This is a genomic window from Xanthomonas arboricola pv. juglandis (assembly GCF_001013475.1).
Classification (GTDB): domain Bacteria; phylum Pseudomonadota; class Gammaproteobacteria; order Xanthomonadales; family Xanthomonadaceae; genus Xanthomonas; species Xanthomonas arboricola.
The window spans coordinates 1-22,170 of record NZ_JZEF01000002.1; the positions used below are offsets into that span (position 1 = coordinate 1).

15 protein-coding genes, 1 other RNA gene and 1 pseudogene are annotated in these 22,170 nt (G+C 68.6%); 5 read left to right on the forward strand and 12 right to left on the reverse strand.

Annotated elements, in window-relative coordinates:
* Nucleotides 1-409: 409 nt before the first annotated feature.
* The gene (locus tag XARJCFBP2528_RS05425; protein ID WP_016904738.1) at nt 410-1,585 is read left to right on the forward strand and encodes a benzoate/H(+) symporter BenE family transporter; all 1,176 of its coding nucleotides are present in this window, start codon (nt 410-412) and stop codon (nt 1,583-1,585) included.
* Between the two features lie 61 nt (nt 1,586-1,646).
* Nucleotides 1,647-1,721: non-coding RNA, sX9 sRNA (locus XARJCFBP2528_RS22095), on the forward strand.
* 39 nt (nt 1,722-1,760) lie between these two features.
* Here the strand turns inward: XARJCFBP2528_RS22095 and bphP are convergent.
* The 6 genes from bphP to XARJCFBP2528_RS05455 form a co-directional block, all read right to left on the reverse strand.
* Entirely contained in the window at nt 1,761-3,662 is a 1,902-nt protein-coding gene (bphP, locus tag XARJCFBP2528_RS05430) for a bacteriophytochrome BphP (RefSeq protein ID WP_016904737.1), read from the reverse strand.
* A complete protein-coding gene (locus XARJCFBP2528_RS05435; RefSeq protein WP_016904736.1) occupies nt 3,659-4,252 on the reverse strand; it encodes a biliverdin-producing heme oxygenase in 594 nt (197 codons plus the stop codon). Before XARJCFBP2528_RS05435 ends, bphP begins: the two co-directional genes overlap by 4 nt.
* Before the next feature lie 99 nt (nt 4,253-4,351).
* Nucleotides 4,352-5,617 carry a TCR/Tet family MFS transporter gene (locus XARJCFBP2528_RS05440; protein WP_016904735.1) on the reverse strand — a complete coding sequence of 422 codons (1,266 nt, stop codon included), beginning with the start codon at nt 5,615-5,617 and terminating at the stop codon, nt 4,352-4,354.
* Nucleotides 5,618-6,014: 397 nt separating this feature from the next.
* Nucleotides 6,015-8,174: a lytic murein transglycosylase gene (locus XARJCFBP2528_RS05445; RefSeq protein WP_039816145.1), complete on the reverse strand. Its 2,160-nt coding sequence runs from the start codon at nt 8,172-8,174 to the stop codon at nt 6,015-6,017.
* A 315-nt stretch (nt 8,175-8,489) separates the two neighbouring features.
* The gene (locus tag XARJCFBP2528_RS05450) at nt 8,490-8,696 is read right to left on the reverse strand and encodes a hypothetical protein (RefSeq protein ID WP_024939646.1); all 207 of its coding nucleotides are present in this window, start codon (nt 8,694-8,696) and stop codon (nt 8,490-8,492) included.
* 264 nt (nt 8,697-8,960) lie between these two features.
* Nucleotides 8,961-9,833, reverse strand: coding sequence for a LysR family transcriptional regulator (locus tag XARJCFBP2528_RS05455; protein ID WP_016902181.1), 873 nt, complete (start codon nt 9,831-9,833; stop codon nt 8,961-8,963).
* Between the two features lie 97 nt (nt 9,834-9,930).
* Here XARJCFBP2528_RS05455 and XARJCFBP2528_RS05460 point away from each other — a divergent pair, with 97 nt between their 5' ends.
* The gene (locus XARJCFBP2528_RS05460; RefSeq protein ID WP_016902180.1) at nt 9,931-10,689 is read left to right on the forward strand and encodes an SDR family NAD(P)-dependent oxidoreductase; all 759 of its coding nucleotides are present in this window, start codon (nt 9,931-9,933) and stop codon (nt 10,687-10,689) included.
* Nucleotides 10,690-10,861: 172 nt separating this feature from the next.
* On the opposite strand, the gene XARJCFBP2528_RS05465 is transcribed toward XARJCFBP2528_RS05460, so the two are convergent.
* Nucleotides 10,862-11,251, reverse strand: a complete 390-nt coding sequence (locus XARJCFBP2528_RS05465) for a YchJ family protein (protein WP_053051739.1) — start codon at nt 11,249-11,251, stop codon at nt 10,862-10,864.
* 82 nt (nt 11,252-11,333) lie between these two features.
* Here XARJCFBP2528_RS05465 and XARJCFBP2528_RS05470 point away from each other — a divergent pair, with 82 nt between their 5' ends.
* The gene (locus XARJCFBP2528_RS05470) at nt 11,334-12,113 is read left to right on the forward strand and encodes a sulfite exporter TauE/SafE family protein (protein ID WP_180708299.1); all 780 of its coding nucleotides are present in this window, start codon (nt 11,334-11,336) and stop codon (nt 12,111-12,113) included.
* Here the strand turns inward: XARJCFBP2528_RS05470 and XARJCFBP2528_RS05475 are convergent.
* From XARJCFBP2528_RS05475 to folE, 5 genes and pseudogenes are all read right to left on the reverse strand, one after another.
* Nucleotides 12,110-14,170 carry a TonB-dependent siderophore receptor gene (locus XARJCFBP2528_RS05475; protein WP_026064240.1) on the reverse strand — a complete coding sequence of 687 codons (2,061 nt, stop codon included), beginning with the start codon at nt 14,168-14,170 and terminating at the stop codon, nt 12,110-12,112. The genes XARJCFBP2528_RS05470 and XARJCFBP2528_RS05475 overlap by 4 nt on opposite strands.
* Before the next feature lie 838 nt (nt 14,171-15,008).
* A pseudogene (locus tag XARJCFBP2528_RS05480) lies at nt 15,009-18,401 on the reverse strand (ATP-binding protein); the annotation flags it as partial.
* 388 nt (nt 18,402-18,789) lie between these two features.
* Nucleotides 18,790-19,491 (reverse strand): DUF4194 domain-containing protein, encoded by a 702-nt coding sequence (locus XARJCFBP2528_RS05485; RefSeq protein WP_047124492.1) that lies wholly within the window; start codon nt 19,489-19,491, stop codon nt 18,790-18,792.
* Nucleotides 19,478-20,947 (reverse strand): DUF3375 domain-containing protein, encoded by a 1,470-nt coding sequence (locus tag XARJCFBP2528_RS05490; RefSeq protein WP_016902174.1) that lies wholly within the window; start codon nt 20,945-20,947, stop codon nt 19,478-19,480. The genes XARJCFBP2528_RS05485 and XARJCFBP2528_RS05490 overlap by 14 nt, the downstream gene beginning before the upstream one ends.
* Nucleotides 20,948-20,966: 19 nt before the next feature.
* A complete protein-coding gene (folE, locus tag XARJCFBP2528_RS05495) occupies nt 20,967-21,569 on the reverse strand; it encodes a GTP cyclohydrolase I FolE (RefSeq protein ID WP_016902173.1) in 603 nt (200 codons plus the stop codon).
* Between the two features lie 131 nt (nt 21,570-21,700).
* Between folE and XARJCFBP2528_RS05500 the strand changes: the two genes are divergently transcribed.
* Nucleotides 21,701-22,156: a MarR family winged helix-turn-helix transcriptional regulator gene (locus XARJCFBP2528_RS05500; RefSeq protein ID WP_016902172.1), complete on the forward strand. Its 456-nt coding sequence runs from the start codon at nt 21,701-21,703 to the stop codon at nt 22,154-22,156.
* Nucleotides 22,157-22,170 lie beyond the last annotated feature (14 nt).

A 22,170-nucleotide genomic window follows, 5' to 3' on the forward strand; every position in this document is an offset into this window, starting at 1 on the left:
GCGTCTTTCCGTGTAGCGAGCCGCCCATCATAGCCGGCTTTTTCGTTTCGTCAACACCTTGTGATGTTTCCGATTCGCCCCGTTCGTTGTTGCGATGCTTCGAGAAGCGCCGCCGTCCTGAGCGAGGCCGCGCAGTTTATCGAGACTGTGCAGAAGTGCAAGCACTTTTTGACACTGGCATGACACGGACGTCATTGCGCCCATGCGCCAGGCCTGATTCCACGCACTTTGCGGTGTATCCGGCCTGCTCTCTATCAAGGTCATGGGACCGTGTGCCCGCATCGCTGCGACGCCGTGCTTTCCAGGCAGGACAATAAGAGCGTTGATAGAGAGCCAACAACGCAAGGTGCTGCGCTATCGATCACCGGCGTGCTCGGTAAGAATGCATGCACTAGATAGAGAGCTCCCAATGTCTCCCTTACGCAGCCTGCTTCGCGATCTGTCCCTGCCTGCGATTGCCGCTGGCTTTGTCACCGTGCTGGTGGGCTTTGCCAGTTCTGCGGTGATCGTGTTCGAGGCGGCGCGTCACCTGGGGGCGGATCAGGCGCAGATCGCCTCGTGGATGTGGGCGCTCGGCATCGGCATGGGCGTGACCTGCATCGGGCTGTCGCTGCGCTACCGGGTGCCGGTGGTGACGGCCTGGTCCACGCCGGGTGCGGCCATGTTGATCGGCAGCGCGGCCGGGGTGCCGTTGCGCGAGGCGATCGGTGCGTTTGTGCTGGCAGCGGTGCTTGGCATGCTGGCCGGCTTCTCGGGCTTGTTTGAGAAGGCGATCCGACGCATACCGATCTCGCTGGCCTCGGGCATGCTGGCCGGGGTGCTGTTGCGCTTCGGGCTGGACCTGTTCGTGGCGATGCAGAGTCAGGTGTGGCTGGCGCTGGCGATGCTGGCGGCCTATCTGGCCGGGCGGCGCTGGTTTGCGCGCTATGCGGTGATCGCGACCTTGCTGGTCGGCGTGGCGATTGCGGCCGGCAGCGGGTTGATGCAGTGGAAGAGCGTGCAGCTTGAACTGGCCCAGCCGGTGCTGGTGGTGCCGTCGTTGTCGTGGGCGGCGTTGTTCGGGCTGGCGATTCCGTTGTTCGTGGTCACCATGGCCTCGCAGAACGTGCCGGGCGTGGCGGTGATCCGCGCCTCCGGCTACGCGGTGCCGATCTCGCCAACGATCGGCTGGATCGGGGTGGTCAATACGCTGCTGGCACCGTTTGGTGGCTATGCCTTGAACCTGGCGGCCATCACCGCGGCGATCTGCATGGGCCGCGAAGCGCACGAGGATCCGGCGCGGCGTTACACCGCTGCGGTGAGCGCGGGCGTGTTCTATGTGCTGATCGGCGTGTTCGGCGCGACCGTGGCGGCGGTGTTTGCCGCCTTTCCGCGCGAGCTGGTGATGGCCATCGCCGGGATCGCCTTGCTGGGCACGATCGGCAACAGCCTGGCGGCCGCCTTGCAGCAGGACAGCGAGCGCGAAGCGGCCTTGATCACCTTCCTGGTGACTGCATCGGGGCTGACGCTGGGCGGGATCGGCGCCTCGTTCTGGGGCCTGGTGGCCGGAACGATCACCTTGCTGGTGTTGCGACCGCGCGCCTAGGGCAGCGATCAAAACGACGGCGCGCACCGCCAGGCGGGCGCGGCCGGTGCGCGGAATCGGCGTGAACCACTCGACACGGCGCTTCTTCCGCGCCGTCCGCACCCCGCTGGCGCCTGCGCGCTACGTTTTGCCAGCCACTCCTAGCCGCGCCAGACGATTCGGTTGCGGGCCGCGCTTATTCGGGGTCGCGTAGCTGCAGCAGCCAGTGGGCAGTAACGCCATTGGGGCTGGGCAGCGGTTCGAGGTGGAACTGGCGATAGACCGGCGCGCCGCCCTGCGAGCGCAGCGGCAGCGTGACATAGGCGGCGCGCCCTTGCCGCAGTGCGTCTTCGAGCAGCTCCACCTTGGACGGGGCGGCATCGCTGGCCAGCAGGGACAGGATGTCGCAACCGATCAGGTCGGCCACTTCGGTCTGGCTGAGTTCTGCGAAGGCCGGATTGACGAACATCAGCCGGTGCGCGTCCGCGGTGCCGCGTTCGATGATGGCCACACCATCGCGCAGCCGCGAGAGCGAGGCTTCGAGCAAGGTGAAATCCTGCTGGAAGCGCTTGCGCTCCATCAGTTCGATCAGCACGCGCAGGCTGCGCGCCGATTCCAGGTGCAGCGGCGACCAGCGTCGCGCGCGACCGCGCACGGTTTCCTGCCAGAGGTCGAAGCTCTTGCGTGGCGACAAGCGCGAGTTGGGAATGTCCTGCAGCTTGGCCAGCTGCGGATTGCCGGCCCATTTGACCTGCTGCACCTGCTCGCGGCGGGTCCACAGCAAGGCGCTGCGCGACTGCGGCATCAGCGGCACGAAAATGAAACCGGCCGCCAGCGGGGCGAGGTCGGCCAGCTCGGGGAACACCTCGCCGATCGCATCCACATGCAGGGCGCCGACCGCATCTTCGCGCAGGGCATCGTGGTGTTCGGATTCGATGTGGTCGCGGATGCGGCGCAGCGCGGCCGCGTCCGGGGTGCTGCCATGCCGGCTGATCTCGCCGCCATGGAAGATCGCCACGCCGTCGGCGTCGACCACGTCCATCAGGTCGGGCGCCATGTCGGCGAGCATTTCCACGGTCATCTGGTCGGCGTCGTTGAAGTCGGTGATCAGCTTCTCGCGCACGGTGAGCAGCACCGATTCCATATGCGCACGCGCCACCGCCTGCAATCCGCCGATGCGCCCGGCCAGCGCGCGGGTCACCGCATCGGTGGCATCGCGCATGGCGTGGCTGGTGAAGTGCGGGCTGTAGTGGTGGCAGGCGATCAGCCCCCACAGCGCGTCGTTGACGACGATCGAGGACACCAGCGTGGCGGTCACGCCCATGTTGGCCAGGTATTCCAGATGCACCGGCGAGACGCTGCGCAGGCTGACATCGCTCAGGTCCACCGGGGTGCCCAGGCGCGGATGCAGGGTGGGTTCGATCGCCGAGGCCCGATAGCCGACATCGGCGATCTGGCGGACGCGGTTGCGCAGGTACAGCGCGCGCGCCTGGGCCGGGATGTCGGTGGCCGGGTAATGCAGGCCGAGATAGGCGTCCAGCTCGGGCTGGCGCGCTTCGGCGATGATGTCGCCATTCCACTCTTCGTCGAAGCGGTACACCATCACCCGATCGAAGCCGATCATGCTGCGCAGCCCCTTGGCGGCGCGCACGGCGGCTTCGGCGATGCCGGGATCGCGCTCGATGCTGCGCAGCAGCGGCAGCGCTTCGCGCAGGGTGACGTCCATCAGGCGTGCGTCGCGCGGCTCGATTTCCACCAGCCACTGCTCCGGATACAGATGCCAGGCAGCCACCCAGGGGTGCTCGGTGGGTGCTGCACGCAGGGGAAAGCGCACGTCGGCATGCAGCAGGTGCTGCGCCTGGTCCTCCACCGCAAACGGCTGCTCGCCGGGCAGTTCCAGCACGTGGGTGTAGACCATGCCCAACAGCTCGGCCAGCGGCACGCCGAGCAGGTCGGCGGCGGTGGTGCTGGCCTGCACGATGCGGCCGTCGGCCGGCTCGATCACCAGCAGCACGCCGTACGGCTGGATCATGCCGGGAATATGGATCGGCTCACGCGCACAGACATCCATATCCAGGGGTTCGGTGGGCTGATTCACGGGCGCGGCTCCGCTGCAAGACAGGTGTGGAAGTGGGCGAACATGCGCTGCGCACCGTCGATGGCGGCCTCGCGCGCGGAAGAGGTGTCCAGCCGTTGGTCGAGCACTGCCTGGAAACGGCGCCAGCCGGCCGGGTCGTCGTTGGCCAGTTCGAAATAGCGCAAGGCGTCAGCCAGCGCGGGCTGCTGCTTGCGCAAGGTGCGCGCGATCATCCGCCCGCCGAGTTGCGAGCCTTCGATGACGTAGAGCATGCCCCAGCGCGCGGCATCGTTGCCGGCGGCAGGCGCCGCGATGGGCGCCTGCGGCGGCTGCCCGAGCGTGTGCAGGTCCTCGCGCAGGGCCGGGACGCGGCGACGGTACTGCCAGCCGGTGCCGATCAGGGTGCTGAGCCAGTCGCTCAGTTGCGCTTCGAAGCCGGCCAGCAGCGCATGGTGCCGGCGCAGGATCAGCGCGTAGGCAGCGCGATCGACCTGCCCCTGCCCCAGCGCCTGCATCAGCGGAACCGTTTCGACCAGGCGGTGGGTGTCCTGCGTGGCATGGCGCAGCACAAGCGCGGCCGAGGGCGGAACAGCCAGGGTGTCAGGACACATAAGGAGTCGAGGCGGTGCCGCAGCACGGAGGACACCAGCCTAGCAGTGACTGCGCAAATCAGATAAAGCGGGCGCGAGCACAAGCTGAATAGGTTGGCATCACCCCTGTGCCGCGGGGGCCATGCCGGCCCCCCGCCCCGCCCGGCGCCAGGCCATGACCCAGCCTGCGGCAAGCAGAAAACCCGCCAGCAACCAGGGTGCGCCGGGCAGATGCAGCGGTGCGCCCGTGCCGATAAACCAGGCGAACACATTGGCAAACAGCAGCGGACCGGCGATACCGGCCAGACTGACCAGGCTGGTCAGCGCGCCCTGCACGCGGCCCTGCGCATCGGCACCCACCTCGCGGGTGATCAAGGCCTGCGCGGCCGGTGCGGCGATCGCCCAGAACGCGCTGATCGGCACGCCGATCAGGAACGTGGTGCCGCTGTCGGCCAGCCCGTAGATGACGAAACCCACCACCCCGCAGCCCAGACCCAGCAGCAGCGCACGGCGTTCGCCCAGCCAGCGCACCAGCCGGCCGACCAGCAGCGCATTGACGATGATGCTGCACACACCGACGCCGGCCAGCACCCAGCTCACCTCGCGCGGGCCCCAGTGGTATTGATAACCGGCGAACAGCACGAAGATGCTGGGATAGACGTAGTGCGCCAGGTTGGCCAGAAACACCACCGAGGCCAGGCCGAACACCTGCGGATAACGGCGCAGCAGCTTGAGTGCGCCGAGTGGGTTGGCGTGCGACCAGTCCAGGCGTGGCGTGCGGCGTTCGGCAGACAACGATTCGGGCAGCACGAACCAGCCATACAGCACGTTCAACAGCGCCAGCCCGGCGGCAAACCAGAACGGCCAGCGCAGGCCGATGCTGCCCAGCCAGCCGCCGATCAACGGGCCGGCGACAAAACCGATACCGAACGCGGCGCCAAGCATGCCGAACGCGCCGGCGCGTTTGTCGGCCGGGGTGACGTCGGCGATGTAGGCGTTGGCGGTGGAAAAGCTGGCCGAGCACACCCCGGAGATCACCCGCGCCAGCAGCAGCATCGGCAGGGAATGGGCGACCGCCATCAGGATGAAATCCAGGCCCAGCCCCAGGCAGGAAAGCAGGATCACCGGGCGGCGGCCATAGCGGTCGGACAGGGTGCCCTGCAGCGGCGAGCAGACGAACTGGATGGCGGCAAACAAGAAGCCGAACCAGCCGATCCAGCCGGCGGCCACGGCGTAGTCGCCCCCGGTGAACTGGCGCACCAGATCCGGCAGCACCGGAATGATCACGCCGAACGACAGCACGTCGATCAGCACGGTGATGAAGATGAAGATCAGCGCGGCGCGGCGCCGGCCCGTGGCGGGAGCGGAATCTGCGGGGAGGGACATCGCGCTGCGCAGTGGGGCGAAGCGGCGAGTGTAGCGGTGGACCGGGTGGCGCAGTTGTGGGGATGAGCTGTCGCCTGATACGCCCCAAGTCCCCTCACTGAAAGCCCCTCTCCTGCGGGGCGAGAAGGCATAGCTTGCGCGCCACTGGCGCGCAAGCCATGGAGCGCCCGCGCCTCATGCGTGGGCCGGGGGGCGCCGAGCGCGGGTTGGGATGAGGGTATGGACGAAGCCACAGGAATTGCGAGGTGACACGAGGCTTCGCCCACACCGTCGCCCACACCGTCGTCCGCCCCTTCGGGGCACCGTCTCCCGGTGGGAGAAGGGAGCCGTCGCTGCCTCTGTGTCTGTTCTAGAAAAACAGCGCGGGCTTTGCCCGATCGGGAGGCGATTGTCGCGCTTACTCGACGCTGATGGTCTGGGTCAGCGTGTGGCTGGCGCCGGGGGCGAGTTCGATGACGTCCGGGCCGGCGTTGGCCGCTTCCAGGCAGACGTAGTCGCGCCAGCCCTCGCCCACGTCGGCCATCTTGGCGGCCGCCTCGTCGCCCGGGTTCCAGGCCACCAGCGAGCGGCTGCCCTGGGTGGCGATGACGATGCGCCGGCCGAGCACCGGGTCGGTCAGGGTGTAGCGGCCGCCGGCGTTGGTGTAGATGCGATCGCTGCGGCCGGGGTCGCGTGGGTCGCGCAGGCTCCACTCGCCTTGCTGGCGGTGAGCGGTGGCGTAGTTCTCGTACTTGTCGAGGTAGTCCAGCCCGTCCAGGCCCTGCACGCTGACGGTGAGCGCGTCGCCGACGCGGAAGTAGTTGTGCAGCGCCTGGGTGAAGCGCACCGGGGCCGGGCTGGTGTTTTCGGTGATCAGGCTTTGTTCGAGGGTGCGGCCGATGCGCAGGGTCATGCGCAGGCGCAGCGCCAGGTCGTCGAAGCTGGGCGGGGTCAGCGTGAGCACCAGGGTGCCGTCGTCCTCGCGCCGGCTCTCGGTGAGCTGCCAGGGCACGGTGCGCACGAAGCCGTGCGCAGGGACCTCGCCGGTCTGGTCCTGGCGGCCGAAGTACGGCCAGCACACCGGCGCGCCGCCACGGATCGGGGTGGGCGGCTGCTTGGCGGTGGGCGACAGCCACATCACGTCCTGCCCGCCCTTGGGCACGAACGACAGCAGCTGGCCGCCGAACAGGCTGATGGCCGCAGTGGAGAACGGGGTGTCGATCAACAGCGAGGGAAAGCCGTGGAAGTCGCCTGTGCGCAGGCCGGTGAGGTCGGACATGGGGGGTGCCTTCTGGACGATGGGGGATTGGACGAATGCGGGATAGGCGGCCGGCAGCTTGAACGCCGTGGCGCGGATGGCCGCCGCGCCGGCGACCGGCGGGGCGGCGCGCAGGGCGGTGAGGATGCGTTGGCCGGGGCGGCCGTCGGCCGGCTGCAGGCCCAGGCGGGTCTGCTCGACCTGGATGGCACGCCGGCTGGCGGTGCCGATCATGCCGTCGGCCTCGCCGATCAGGTGGCCGCGGGCCAGCAGCAACTGCTGCAGTTCGCGCCGTTCGGGCCGGCCCAGGCCGGGGTCGTCGGTGGGCCAGGCGGCGACCAGGCCGGCGCCACCGCGCAGGCGGTCGGCGAGCAGGGCGATCGACAGCGCGTAGCTTTCGGCGGCGTTGTAGGCGTAGATCGCGTCGTAGTTGCGGAACACCAGGAATGCCGGGCCGGTCGCACCGGCCGGCAGCAGCAGGGCGGCCGGGGTTTCTGCGGGCAGGCCGGCCGGCGCCAGCGCCTTGCCGTCGGTGCCGAGCAGGCCGGCGTTTTGCCAGGCCTGCAGCGGTTGGCGCCGGGTGCGGCCGGCCTTGCTGGCGTCGAAGCCGGCGGGCAGGCGGACTTCCATACCCCAGGGACGGGCACGCTCCCAGCCGGCCTTGACCAGATAGTTGGCGGTGGAGGCCAGCGCGTCGGGAATGCTGGCGACCAGGTCGCGGCGGCCGTCGCCGTCGCCGTCCACCGCGATGCGGGCATAGGTCGAGGGCATGAACTGGGTCTGCCCGAAGGCGCCGGCCCAGGAGCCGGTCAAGCCATCCGGCGACAGATCGCCTTGCTGCAGCAGGCCGAGCAAGGCAAGCAATTCGCCACGGAAGAACGGCTGGCGACGGCCCGCGCACGACAGCGTGGCCAGCGAGACCAGCAGCGGGCGCTTGCCGGTGACACGGCCGTAGTCGCTCTCCACGCCCCAGACCGCCACGATGGTGGCCGGATCGACCCCGGTCTGTTCGGACAGGCGCGCAAGCAAATCGCGGTGGGTGGCCAGCATGGCCTGGCCGTCGGCGACACGCTGGCTGTCGACCAGGCTGGCGAGGTAGTCCCAGATCGGGGTGGTGAATTCGGGCTGGGCATCGAGCAGCGGCAACACGCTGGGATCGGGCGCCAGGCCGGCGGTGAAGCGCTGGAAGTTGGCGGCCGCCACGCCCTTGGCGGCTGCCTGGGTCTGCAGGCCGGCCAGGCAGCGGTCGAAGACCGGATCGGCGCAGGCAATCAGCGGCGCCAGCGCCAACAGCGCAGGCAGGACGCGCCGGGGCGGCATCACGGCGCGATGGCCGGCGTGTGGACGGAGGTCATGCGGTGGAGCGCTCCTGCGGCAGGTCGAGCCGCCGAGGATAGCCAACCTGGCTGGTTGCAGGCGTGCAGGTCGTGATGTCGCGACGGTATCGTGCGCTGCGCTGGTCGGCAGCGACACGCAGGGGTGACTGTGCGGTGCGCACGCTTTTCAGTGCGATGGGCACGGCGCCGAGGTCGTGTGGCGCGGGTCAGAGAATGATGTTGCGTGCCGATGGAGTGGCATCGATCCGGCCCGCCTGGCGAAGAGGCCGCAGCAACCCAGCCGCGTCGATCGCCGCGCCTAGCTGCCGTCGCCGGTGATGCCGGTCAGCAGCGACAACGCCGGGCTGGAGGGGCTGGTGTCGGGCATACGTCGGGCGCGCGCGCTGCGCGGGGCGTCGTGGCGGGGGCCGAACCAGATCAGTGCCGTGGCCAGGCACGCCGGCAGCACGATCGCAAACACCACGATGGCCACAAGCACCCACTGCCAGAGATTGAAGGTTGCCATCATCGTGTCCGCCCCGCGGCGAGCTCCGCCGAGGCGGCAAGCTTCCGGGATCGGCTGCGAACGTGGCGTCGAGAAAGCACGGCCGTGCCTGCCGTTCGTCGGAATGAACGGGGTGCCGGCTATCGCGTCAGATCACGCGGGCGATGGAGACAACCGGCGTGATTGCAGCAGCAACGCGGCGCATTGATCGCCCCGCACGCTCGCCGCTCCAGCCAGGCTCCGGCAACGCGCGTTGCCACGGGGTCCGTCTGACGCCCGGCGGCTTCAGGCAAACCGCTCCAGCAGGAAATCGACGAAGCTGCGTACCGTGACCGAGCGCCAGCGGGTTTGGGGATAGAGCACGCTTAGTGGACGGTGCAGCTCCCGGTCCTGAAACAGCCGCACCAGCCGGCCCGCTTCCACGTCGGCACGCAACAGGAACGCCGGCTGCAGCACGATGCCCAGGCCCTGCAAGGCCGCCAGGTGCAAGGCCGGGCCGCTGGTGAGATGCAACTGCGCGCGCGACAGCGGGCCGATTCGCTCGCCGGTGTAGTCCTGCCACTGGCCGAGCGCCTTGGCATCCATCCCCAGGCATTGGTGCCCGGCCAGGTCGGCAAGCCGTTGCGGGGTACCGTTGCGGTGCAGATAGGCCGGCGTCGCGCAGCACCACAGGCGATAAGGCTGCAGCGCGCGCGCCACCAGCGAGGACTCGCCCAGAACCCCGATGCGGACGGCTACATCGATACCCTCGTCGACCAGATCCTGCACCCGATCGCTGAGCTGCAGATCCAGGCTCACCTGGGGATGGCGCTGCAGATACTCGCCAAGCACCGGCGTGAGCCCATAGGTTCCGAACGACACCGGTGCGGCGACCCGCAGCGGCCCGGCCGGTTCCAGGCGCTGACCGTCGGCCTGCACCTGTGTATCGGCGACCAGCTCGAGAATCTCCCGGCAACGCCCGTAGTAGGCCTCGCCAAACGCGGTCAATCGCTGCCGTCGCGTGGTCCGCACCAGCAACTGCAGACCGAGACGTTGCTCCAGGGCGCGCAGGTGGTTGCCCGCCATGGTCGGGGAAATGCCATGCGCTTGCGCCGCCGCGGCGAGGCTGCCGCCGTCCACCACGCGGACGAACACCTGCATGCTGTCCAGCAGATCCATTCAACACTCCTGGTTGCCAATCAATGCAGGATAACGGCGTTTATCGCGGCTCGATAACGGATCAGGCTGGGGGCCCTCACTCAGACGGACGTTGTCGATGGATCTGCAATTGCGTGAACACACGGCACTGGTGACCGGCGCCAGCACCGGAATCGGCGCCGGCATCGCCCGCGTGCTGGCGGCCGAGGGGGTGCAGCTGGCGATCACCGCGCGCCGCGCCGACAGGCTGGAACAGCTGGCCAACGACATCGCGGCACAGGGTCACCCGCGCCCGCTGGTGATCCCCGGCGACATCATCAGCGCGACCGAGATCACGCGCATCGCCCGGGATGCCAGCCAGGCGCTGGGCCGGATCGAGATCCTGGTCAATACCGCCGGTGGCGCACGCCCTTTTGCGCTGGAGGCCAGCGATGCGGACTGGGACGAAGCCTTCGCGCTCAACTTCGGCAGTGCCCGGCGCATGACCCAGGCCCTGCTGCCCGGCATGCGCCACCGGCGCTGGGGCAGGATCATCAACTTCAGCGGCAGCATGGAGCCCCGCGAGGTCAACGGCGCCGGCGCGGCGAAGGCAGCGCTGCAGTTCTGGGCCAAGGGAATGGCCTCGCAGCTGGCGGCCGAGGGCATCACGGTCAATACCATCGCACCGGGACGCATCAACTCCGAACAGGTGCTGGACAAGCTCCATCCCACGCCGGAAGCGCGCCAGGCCTTCATCGCGCGCCATGTGCCGATCGGCTACTTCGGCGAACCCGACGACATCGCTCATCTGGTCGCCTATCTGGCCTCGCCACTTGCACGCTATCTGACCGGTGAGGTGATTGCCGTGGACGGCGGCCTGCACACCTTCGCCCACTAGTACGGCCGACTACCGACGTTACCGAGGGCCGGTGGGGGCCCGGCAGGCCGATATCGGCCGCAGCGTCCAGGGCCGCGGCCGCAGCGGCGCGGTGCCGGCACGCAGGTGCCGACGAGCGTTAGACCCTGCCACGTCCCGGTGGTGTCCCGGCAGCGACAGTGCCGGGCCGTGCTCAGCGCGCGTCGAGGTAATACCAGCGGCCGTCTTCGCGCACGAAGCGGCTGTGTTCGGTCATGCGCACCGCGCTGGCGCCGCCGATGCGGTAGCGGGCCAGGAACGCCACCTCGGCGGTGTCGGTACCGGTCTCGATGGCGCGTTGCACGGTCAGGCCGAGCCAGGTGGTGCGGCCGCCCTTGTCCAGCGACAGCTCGGGTGGGCGCGTGGAAGGATGCCAGCTGGCGAGCAGGTACGCCACATCGCGGCGGACGTAGGCGCTGTAGCGCGCACGCATGAGGGTTTCGGCATCGGGCGCAGCGGCGCCGGCGTGGTAGTGCCCGCAGCACTGTGCGTAGGTGGCGGCGCGGCCGCAGGGACAGGGATCGGTGGGTATGGAAGTCGGCATCTGGCGATTGTGCGGGAAGTGGGAAGTGGGAGGCGGGGTTTCTGCGCGTTTATGCTGTCGCCCCGTCGTGCGGAGCACCGCCTTGCTGGAACTGATTCCCACCGAGTTGCCGTGGCTGCTGTGCATCGCTTTTGTCGCAGGGCTGGTGGATGCGGCGGTCGGCGGCGGTGGCCTGATCCAGTTGCCGGGATTGTTTGCAACCCTGCCGCAGCAGGCGCCGTCGCTGATTCTGGGCACCAACAAGTTCAGCGCGATGTTCGGCACCGGTGCCTCGGCGTGGCGCTATGCGCGCACCGTGCGCTTTCCGTGGCGGCCGGTGCTGTACGCGACGGTGGCGGCGTTTACGTTTTCGTTTCTGGGCGCGACCGCGGTCAGCCTGATGCCCAAGCAGGCGGTGCGGCCGCTGATCCTGGTGCTGCTGATCGCGATGCTGGTCTACACGCTGATCAAGAAGGACTTCGGTGCGCTGCATCGGCCACGCCAGATCGGCCGGCGCGAACTGATCACTGCCTTGGCGATGGGCGCGGCGATCGGGTTCTACGACGGGTTCTTCGGGCCCGGTACCGGCAGTTTCCTGATCTTCCTGTTCATCCGCTTCTTCGGGTTGGACTTTCTGCGCGCCTCGGCTGCGGCCAAGGTGGTGAACCTGGCCACCAACCTGGCGGCGCTGTCGTTCTTCCTGCCCAGCGGCCAGGTGATGCTGGCGATCGGCATCCCGATGGCGGTGGCCAACGTGGCCGGTGCGGTCGCCGGCACGCGGATGGCGCTACGCGGCGGCACGCCGCTGATCCGCACGTTGTTCCTGGTGCTGGTTATCGTGCTGATCGGCAAGATGAGCTGGGATCTGCTGCGCGGCGTTTAGAAATCCATACTCAGCGTCGCCGACAAGGTGCGCGGTGCGCCGGGATAATTGGTGGTCTGCGTCACCGGTTGCTCGATGTAGAAACGGTTGGCGACATTGCGCAGCATCAGCGCCAGCTGGTAACGGCCACCGAAGCGGTACGCCGCCGAGGCATCGAAGCGCGTGTAGCCGGCAATACGATAGCTGTTGGCGAGATCTCCTTCGCGCTCGCCCACATGCACCGCGCCGGCGCCCAGGGTCAGGCCGTACAGCGGCCCGCTGGCGACGTGATAGGTGCTCCACAGACTGGCGCTGACCCGCGGTACGCCGCGCAGGCGGTTGCCGGCCGGGATGACGGTATCGCGGGTGACCTGCGCATCCAGATAGCCGGCGCCCAGAATCAGCCGCCAGTTCCGGGTGAGCTCACCGGTGATGTCCAGCTCCAGCCCGCGCACGCGTTGCTGGCCGGTGACCAGCACGAAGCCGCTGTTGTCCGGATCGCTGGTGGCGACGTTGTCCTTGGTGATCTGGAACGCGGCGGCGGTGGCGAGCACGCGGTTGTCGAACAGCGCGCCCTTCAGGCCGAGCTCGTACTGGCGGCCGGTCTCCGGTGGTGCACTGCCGCCGGAAAACAGCGTGGCGCTGCGCGGCCGGAACGACGTGGAGGTATTGGCGTACAGCGACAGCTGCGGCGCCGCCTTCCACACCACGCCGATGCGCGGCGATGCACGCCGGCCGTCTTCGCGGGTGTGCGCGCCGTTGTCGATGGTGGTCTGCTGCACGTCGTCCCAGCGCACGCCGGCCAGCACGTCCCAACGCTCGCCGATGCTGATCTGGTCCTGCACATACAGCGCGGCATAGCGCGCATCGACATCGATTGCGCGGGCCGGCACATAGCTGCCCGGCAAGGCGCCCTGCACCGGGTTGCGCACGCTGATGCGGGCCAGCGGTGCGCGCGCTTCGTCGGTGTGGCGATGCGCATCGACGTACTCGGCGCCGGCCAGCAGCTGATGGCGCAGCGGGCCGGTGGCGAAATGCGCCAGCGCTTCGGTCTGCGAGGTCGTTGCGCGCACCTGCTGGTCCTGGCGCACGGCGCGGCGCTGTAAGAAGGCGCGGTCGGCGCTGAAGCCGGTGAAGTCGGCCACGTCGCGGCCGCTGTCGCCGTCCTGGTGGTTGAGGATCTGACGCAGCGTCAGCCAGTCGTTGGCGTCATATTCGATGCGCCCGCGTGCGGTGCGCGAAGTGCCGTGATTGCGCGACCACGGCTCGCCGAAGCTGCGCTCCGCCGGGCCACGCACCACCCCGTCGATGGCGACCAGCCCGCGATCGCCCGGGCTGGTCTGGCGGGTGTAGTCCAGATCCAGATCGGCACGCAGCTGCGCGTTCGGCCGCCAGGCCAGCGAGGGCGACACGAACACGCGATCGCCATCGGCCTGCGCGGCGCGAAAGCTACCGGTTTCCTGCGCGGCGGCGCTGAGCCGTGCCGACAGCGTCGGGCTCAGCGGGCCGGTGACGGTCGATTGCACGCGGCGCAGGCCGTGTTCGGCCACCTGCACCGATGCGTTGCCGCCGAACACCGCATCCGGGCGCAGCGTGACCAGATTGATCACCCCGCCGGGTTCGCCGCGTCCGTAAAGCACCGCGGCCGGGCCCTTGAGCACTTCCACCTGGGCGACATTGGCCAGATCGCGCACGGTCTCGGTGAAGTTCTGCGCCGGGTTGAGCAGGATGCCGTCGACCGCATACGAGGACGCCTCGAAGCCACGGATGACGAAGGTTTCCGAGCGATTGCCCTGGGTGCCGCCGGGCTGCACGTTGGAGACATTGGCCACCACATCCACCAGCCGGGTGAGCTGCTGTTCGTCGATGACCGAGCGCGGCACCACCTGGATCGCCTGCGGAATGCGCTCCACCGGCGTCTGCGTGCGGGTGGCACCGGCGGCCTTTTCCGGCCGATACAGGGCGCGCTTTTCGCTGACCACGATGGCGTCGAGCAGGCTGGCCTCCTGGGAGGCAGCCGGCATGGCGGCAAACAGGGACGCGAACAACAGGTGGCGAGGCGCAGGCAGTGGGGTCATCGGGATCTTCAGCGGGACGATGCGCGCTAGCGGGCACATCTGGGCCGATAATGATAACGATTCTTATCTACGCGCGCCCGCCTTGCTGCGCTGCTGACCTGGACGCCTGCGACCGCAGCGCGGTGACGCAGGCATCCAGGTGGCGCGCTCAGCGTTTTCCGCGCGGCTTGCCTGCAGACCCGCGCGTGGATGCGGGACGCGCCTTGGCCGCGGTTTTGGTTGGCACGGGCTTGGTTGGTACGGGCCTGGCCGCGCTGCGCGCCGCAGTTGTCTTGGTTGCCTTGGTTGCACCACCCAGCGATGTGGTGGCGCGCCTGGTCGCTACCGTCGACTTGGCAGCGGGCTTTTTCGGCGCTGCCGCTGTTGTCGCGGCTTTGTTCGGCCTGGCAGTCGGTTTGACGGACGCGGTCGCGCGCCTGGATGCCGTCCCGGTGTTCGCTGGCGTTTTGGCCGGTTTGGTCGGCGTTGCCGGCTTGCGCGCTGTGCCCGCTGCAGGCGATGCACGCCTGGCTGATGCAGGTTTGGCTGGTGCAGTCTTGACGGACGCGGCCTTGCCCGCTGCGGGCTTCGCCGCTGCCGACGTGCCTGATCCCGCACGTGCGCTGGCAGCGGCTGTTTTTGATGGCTTCGGCGCGGCTTGAACGGCCGGCGTCGATGCCGGCGCGACCTTGCTGGCGCGCCTGCTCGCCTTGGCCGCCACGTCGTCCTGTGCAGGGACGTCCTGAAGTGCCGCGCCCTCAGCGCCAGAGACAGGACCGGTGCTGTCCATCCGCGTTTCACCCTGCGTCGAACGCGGTGCATCCTCGCGCTGCGCAGCACTCACCGCCTGTTCCGTCACCGCTGCTGCGGCCTCGTCCCCACGCGAGCGCTCGGGCAACTGGAGTCGCTGCGCCTGCTCGTCGTATTCGATCAGCAGCACGCCGGAGTTGTGCCGGCCGCTGATTTCCACAAAGCAGGCACCGCCGATGAACGGCTCCAGCGTCATCACCGATTTCAGCGGCGTGGCCACCACCATCTGGAAACCGAAGTTCTCGAAGATGTTCATCGCCAGCGCGGTGAATTCGTTGTCGGCCTTGTCGAAGGCTTCGTCCAGCACCACCGCGCAGTAGCGCGGCAGTTCGCCGTCTTCGCCACCGAGCTGGTAGCGCAACGCGGCGGCCAGGCAGGTGGTTGCCAGCTTCTGGCGTTGACCGCCGGATTTGCCGGCGCCGCTGCGGTAGATCTCCACCTGCGCGCGGGTCTGCGCATCCAGCTCCACACCGATGAATTCCACATGCTGGCGCACGTCCAGCACCTGCTCACGCCAGCGGCGTGCGTCCGGTTCCTGCGCGCCCAGGCGTGCCACCAACGCGCGCAGGGTGGAAAACTGCGCTTCGGCCAGTGCGCGGTCTTCGGTCTGTTGATGCGACAACACCGCGCGCAGCTGTTGCTGGAATTCCTGCACCTCGCCCAGGCGACGGTCGCTGACCTCGATGGTCAGCAGCGTGCCGCGATTGAACGGCACCTGCTCCAGACTGGCGTTGACCTCGTCCATGCGCTGCTTGATGCCCTTGTGGGCCTCGGCGGTGTGGCGCTGCAGGGCCAGCAGATTGTTCTTGCTCTGGGTCTGCAGCAGATCGAAGAAGCGGTGCTCGTGGCGCGGCAGGCCATCGCTCTCCAGGCGATCCAGGCGCGCGAGAAAATCGTCGGCACTGGCCAAGCTCACGGTGAAATCGCCGCTGTCTTCCGGCCATTGCTGGCAGTACTTGCGGAAGCAATCGAGCAACTGCGCGCTGAGCCGGCTGTCGCGGCCCTGGCTCTCGGCCAGTTGCTCGGCCAGGCCACGCTCGACCACGCGGAAATGCGCCTCCAGATTGTCCAGCGACAGCGGTGACAGCGCCGCCAGGCGTTCGCGCAGGCCCTGCAGCTGGGTGGGCGTGAGCGCGGCGGTGCCGGCACGGCTGGCACAGGCAGCGTGCTGCTGTTCCAGCCGGACCCGCTCGCGTGCCAGCTGCGCGCGCTCCAGCCGCACGTCCTCGTAGGTGCGCTTGGCCTGGTCGCGCAAGGTACGTGCGGTCTCGATCGCCTGGCCGAGCGCGCGCAGGCCGCTGTTGCCTTCGCGCAGCTGCTGCAGCTGTTCGTCGATGTCGCTCAGGCGCTGCAGCTTGGGGCCGACATCGATCTCGTCCCAGTCGCGCTCCACCAGCGTGTGCGCGGCCAGCTGCCGTTCCTGGTCCTGCTCGCGTTGCTTGCGCAGCGCGGCCACGTCGGCATCGCAGCTGGCGATGCGCTGGGCAAGCGTCTGCGCTTCGCGCTCGAACACCTTGAGCTTGTCGCGGTTGTCGTGGCCCAGCAACCAGCGCTTGCGGTCATTGACCGCATGGCGGTCGTCCTTTTCGTAACGGTCGCCGGGATGCTTGACCTGCCCTTCGCGGGTGATGGCGCGGTCGGCATTGCGCAGCGCGGCGGCGTTGTCGACGCATTCGTAGTCGAAGCGGCGCATCAACTCGTTGCGCAGCCACTCGGTGAAGGCATGCTCGCGTAGCTGCAGCTTGCCCGGCAATGCACGCGCATCCGGCGTGCGCGCATGCAGCGCATCGTTGCGGCGTACCCGGAAATACACCAGCCGCGTGCCGAGCTGGGTGCGGTTGACCCACTCGCTGACCTGCGCGTAATGGCGGTCGTCCACCAGCAGCGACTGCGCAAAACCGCTCAGCACGCGCTCGATCGCGCCGCGCCAGGCAGATTGATCCTCGCGTACCTGCACCAGTTCGCCGACGAACGGCAGCGCCGCTTCGGCAATGCCGGTGTCCTCGCACAGGCGCGCGCGCAAGGCCTGCATCGGTGCCGGCATGCTGGACGGCGCGCGCTTCAACGCATCCAGTTCGGCGCGGATCTCGGCAAAGCGCCGCTCATCGTCGCGGCGCGCACCCATGCGCTCGGCGATCGCCTCATCCAGCGCGCTGGCGTCGTGCTTGCCGTTCTCGAGCACGGTCTGGGCATGCGCAATCTGCTCGGCAAAGCCGCTGGCGCCTGCGGCCAGGGCCGTGCCGAGCTGGCGGCAGGCCTGTTCGATCTGCACGCGGCGCCGCAAGCGCTCGTCGCGTTCGCGCTCGACCCGGGCGCGCTCGCGTTCGAGTTCCTCGATCTGCTCGCCACCGGCGGCGCGTTGTTCGCGCTCCAGCCCGGCGAGCTTCTGTTCGTGATTGTCCAGCGACTCACGCCGCTGGCCTTCTTCGCCGGCCAGCCCGCGGTCCTGGCTGTCGAGTTCGTGCAGGCGCGTCTCCAGCAAGGCCAGACGCTGCTGTTCGCGGTAGCTGTCCACACCCAGCTGCAGCTCGCGCAACTCGCCGACGCTGTGGCGCAGGGCCATCAGCGCCGCATGGTGCTCGCGTGCCGGGCTGAGCGTTTCCACCTGCCGGCGTGCGGTGACCACTGCATGGTGTGCGCCGTCGAGTTCGGCGAAGTCTTCCACCAGCCGGTCGGCCGCCTCGAACGTGCGCGGCTCGTCCAGCATGAAGCCGCGCAGGAACACATTGAGATCGCCCAGGTTCTTGGCCGACTGGGTCTTGTGCAGCAACCGCAACGCCATCTCGTTGCCGATGCCCAGCGTATGCCGAAAGCGCTCTGCGTAGCCGGCAAAGCCGTCGAAATGCGCGACCTCCTCGCCAAGACGCGCCTTGAGCCTGCGCAGATCCAGATCGAAGCCATCCAGCTCGCTGGCCACATCGAAGCTGCGCGGCGCGACCATGTAATGGCGGCGCACATCGGCCGCGGCATTGCCGCTGCCGGCGATCCAGAACAGGCGAATCAGGCTGACCGTCTCGCCGTGCGCGTTGCGGTATTCCAGTACCAGCGCCGACCAGGTGGCGCCCTTGCGCAGGTATTGGGTGGCGATCTCGCCCGAGGCGCTGTCCTGCTGATCGGCCCAGGCACCGCGCACGTACGACACCAGGCTGCGATCGCGCCCGCTGCGCTCGGCCTCGCGTGCGGCGGCGTTGAAGTCGACGATGCTGGGCGGGGTCAGCAATGCCGACATCGCATCCAGCAGGGTCGACTTGCCCGACCCGGAGCGCCCGACGAACAGGAAGCCCTTCTCGGCGATCGGCACCTCGGTCAAGCCATTGAACGTGCCCCAGTTGTGCACCTGCAACCGCCGCATGCGGAACTGCTGCGCGCGCTGCTCGGCAAGCGAATCAGTGAACAGGGACGCGCCCGGCTGAGCCGGCGACAGGTTGGACTGGGAATTCATGGCTCACTCACCAAAACGGGATGACGGGTAACGCTGAAGACGACTTACATCAGGACTGTTTGTAGCGGGGTGTTGCGTGCTGCTGGGCTGGTGGCGGTGCTGTGGTCTGGGAGTGATTCGGTACGGCCCCTTCGCGGCCGGGGCCGCTCCTACGGGTGCGGTGGTCTGCATTGACGTGGGGCGGCGGCGGCGGCCGATAAGGAAGCTGGATGCCTTGCTGCAGCCCGTGGAAAAAGTGATCGCGTTTGATCGGGCGTGAGAGCCGACATCCGTCGCACAACGCACGACTACACAAACTCCGCGCATCCCGGGCGTCATACATCGGGCATTGCGATCGGCCGTCCCCTCATCCGCGCTTCGGGCAGCTTCTCCCGAGGGGAGAAGCTGCTTAGTCGAGCGCAACATCTCCCTCGCGCAAGCCGCGATACGCCACCACCAGGGCCTGCACGTCTTCGGCCGAGAACAGCAACTTCAGCACTGGCGAGACCTCGTAGCGCTCCTCGCTGCCGCGCAGCCGCGACAGCAACTGGTTCTCGCGCATCTTGCCGATCGCCGTCAGCACCCGTCGCGCGAATCCGGCGCGGTCGGTGGACACGTTCTTCTCGTAGACCGACAAGGCCTCCACCAACTGCGCTTCGTCCACCACCGCCCGCTCGCCGCGCGTATCGGCTTCGGCAAGTTGCTGGCGCAGGAACAGCAGCAGCACCGACTCGATAAAGGTCAGCGGCGCGCTGCGCAGCAGGGTCGGCGATTCCAGCTCGGCGGTGTCGGCCTGACGGGTGAAGGCCACCCCGCCCTCGCGGTCCAGCACCAGCTCCAGGAACAGCTCGCACAACACCTGGCGGATCGCCGCCTCGTTGCGCAGCAGCGCAGGCCACAACGCACCGTGGCGTTGCGCATCGATGCTGGGGCCGGCCAGCAGCTGGCACAGCGCGCGCCGCGCATCGAACGGCAGCGTGCCGGTGTCGCCCAGAAACAGCTCGCCGCGCGGCTGTGCAGGCGTTGTCTCCGTCGGCGGCGTGCGGCCGGCATCGGCCGACGCGCCGCTGTCCTCGTCCGCGTCCAGGCGCGTGTCCTCAGTCCAGTTCATTGCGTTTCTCCCGGGTGAACCACACCAGCGGAATGCGTGCGCGCCGCAGGGCGCCGTCGCCGCCTTCCCATTGCACCGTTTCCATCTGTCCGTCGATCACCACGCCGTGGCGCGTGCCCAGCGACAGGTAACCGATCACGCTGCCCAGGCCCTGCGCGGCCGGGCGCTGCTGCAGCGCATCGCCGATGGTCAGGCGCGGGCGCTGGCCGAGCAGCTCGTGCAGGTCGCGGCGCAGGCTGCGCACGTCGATTTCCGATTGCGCGACCAGATCGCCCACGCTGTCGAGCGAGATGTCTGCCGCATCGGCGGCCTGCACGCGGCCATCGACCTGGGTCAGGCGCGGGTCGTGCAGGCGCCATTGCGACAGCGAACGCAGGCGGGCAGCGCTCAACGCCTGGGTATAGCCGGTGGCGGTGGTGGCGTGCAGGCTGTCGCGCAGCTGCAAGGCTTCGCCCTGCGCCTGCTTGAGCAATTGATTGAGCCGGCGCTGCTCCAGATAGCCGCGGCTCTGCACGAAACCGCGCAGGCTGCGGGCGAAGTGCTGCATCACCGTGTGCACCTCGCCGCCACGCTCCAGCAGCGTGCCGGTCAACCCGCGCAGGAAGGCGCGCTCGCGCCGGTCCAGCTTGCGCGCGAAACCGCGTGCCAGCAGCGCATCCAGCGCCTGATCGAGCTGGCTGCTTTGCTGGGTGTCGTTGAGCAGGCTCCAGAACGCTTCGAAGGTGCGCCCGGCCTCGCTGTCGGCGATCACGTCCACGCCGTTGAACAGCTGCTCCAGCACATCGCCGCGCGCGCCCTCGTCGTCGATGATGCGTTCGCGGAACTGGCGGTTGAGCTGTTCGAAATCGTCGCGCACGCGATGGAAATCTTCGGCCAGCTCGTCGGAGAGATGGATCAGGTCGCGGGCGCGCTCCAGCGCGCGCTTGCCATCCAGCGCGGCCACGCGGCCGGAGGCCACGCGTTCGATCTCGGCATCGATGCGCGCGCGTTCTTCGCGCAGGGCGGCCAGGCGCAGCTCCGGGTCGGCTTCGGTCTGGCCCGCCAGCTGCACCAGCTGCTGGATCACCAGCGACAGGCGGCTTTCGGTGGCGCTGCTGCTGCTCTCGCGCAGGCCGACGATGAAGCGGATGGCCTGGGTGGCCGCGCGCGATAGCTCGTACTCTTCTTCGGCCGCGCCCTCGGGCAGGCGGCGTTCCAGCCAGCCCTGCGCCAGCCAATGCGCCAGATAGGCCTGCGCGGTACGCGGCAACTCGCGCGAGAGTTCGTCGGCGCGCAGTGCGTCGAGCTGGCGCTGCAGGCGCTCGTGCAGCACGGCCGAGGGCAGGCGGCGTTCGCCGTCCAGCAACACCGTCTGCAGCAGGCCGATCAGCTCCGGGGCGTGGTCGGCGGCCAGCAGTTTCCATACCGGCTGCTCGCGCAATTGGCGATAGCCGGCGATACGTGCCTGGTGCTTCATGGCGACGGCAACGGCTGCCTCAACGCTTGCCGCCCACTTCGATGAACTGCAGGAACTCGGCGCGGGTGCGCGCGTCCTCGCGGAAGCTGCCCAGCATCTTGGAGGTCACCATGCTGACGCCGCGCTTGTGGATGCCGCGGGTGGTCATGCATTCGTGCGAGCCTTCCACCACCACGCCAACGCCGCGCGGCTGCAGCACATCCTGGATGCACTGGGCGATCTGCGCGGTCATCTTTTCCTGCACCTGAAAGCGCCGCGCATAGCTTTCCACCACGCGCGCCAGCTTGCTGATGCCGACCACCTTGCCGCGCGGCAGGTAGCCCACGTGCACCTTGCCGATGATCGGCGCCATGTGGTGCTCGCAGTGGCTTTCGTAGGAGATGTCGCGCAGCACGATCAGCTCGTCGTAGCCGGCCACTTCCTCGAAGGTGCGTTCCAGGTATTCGCGCGGTTCCTCGCGGTACCCGCTGAACCAATCGCCATAGGCTTCGGCGACCCGGCGCGGTGTGTCCAGCAGGCCTTCGCGGGCCGGGTCTTCGCCGGCCCAGCGCAGCAGGGTGCGCACGGCATCTTCGGCCTGGGCCTGGGTGACGGGGGAATCGGGCTGGTCGGACTGGCTCATGCGCAGGGTGCACCCAAAGGGGGCGAGCATGGTACCCGAGGACGGGCCGGCGGCCCCAGTGGCGGTTGCGCCGGCTTGCCCGGGTTCAGTGACTATTGATTCATTGTTGAATTGATAGCATCCTATCTATTATGACGAACAGCGTTCTCTCTCCCCGCGCCCAGCTCAGCTCCGGCCTGCTGGTCGCCGCTCGCCAGTGGCAGCGGCTGGCCGACCAGGCATTTGCCGAATTCGGGCTGTCCAGCGCCTGCACCGGGCCGTTGTTGATGATCGGCCGCTCCGGCGGCGGCATCCGCCAGGTGGCGCTGGCCCAGCAACTGGGCATGGAAGGCCCCTCCCTGGTGCGGCTGCTGGACAAGCTGTGCGCGCAGGCGCTGGTGCGCCGCGAGGCCGACAGCAGCGACCGCCGCGCCAACCAGCTGTGGCTCACCGACGCAGGCCAGACGCTGGTCGGGCGTATCGAGATCCGCCTGGATGCGCTGCGCGCGGAAGTGTTCGGTGCGCTCAGCGAGGCGCAGGTGCAGGTGGTGCTGATCTTGTGGGAGCAGATCGCGCAGGCGCACGCGCGGCTGAGTCAGTCCGACTGAGCCCGCTGTCGGGC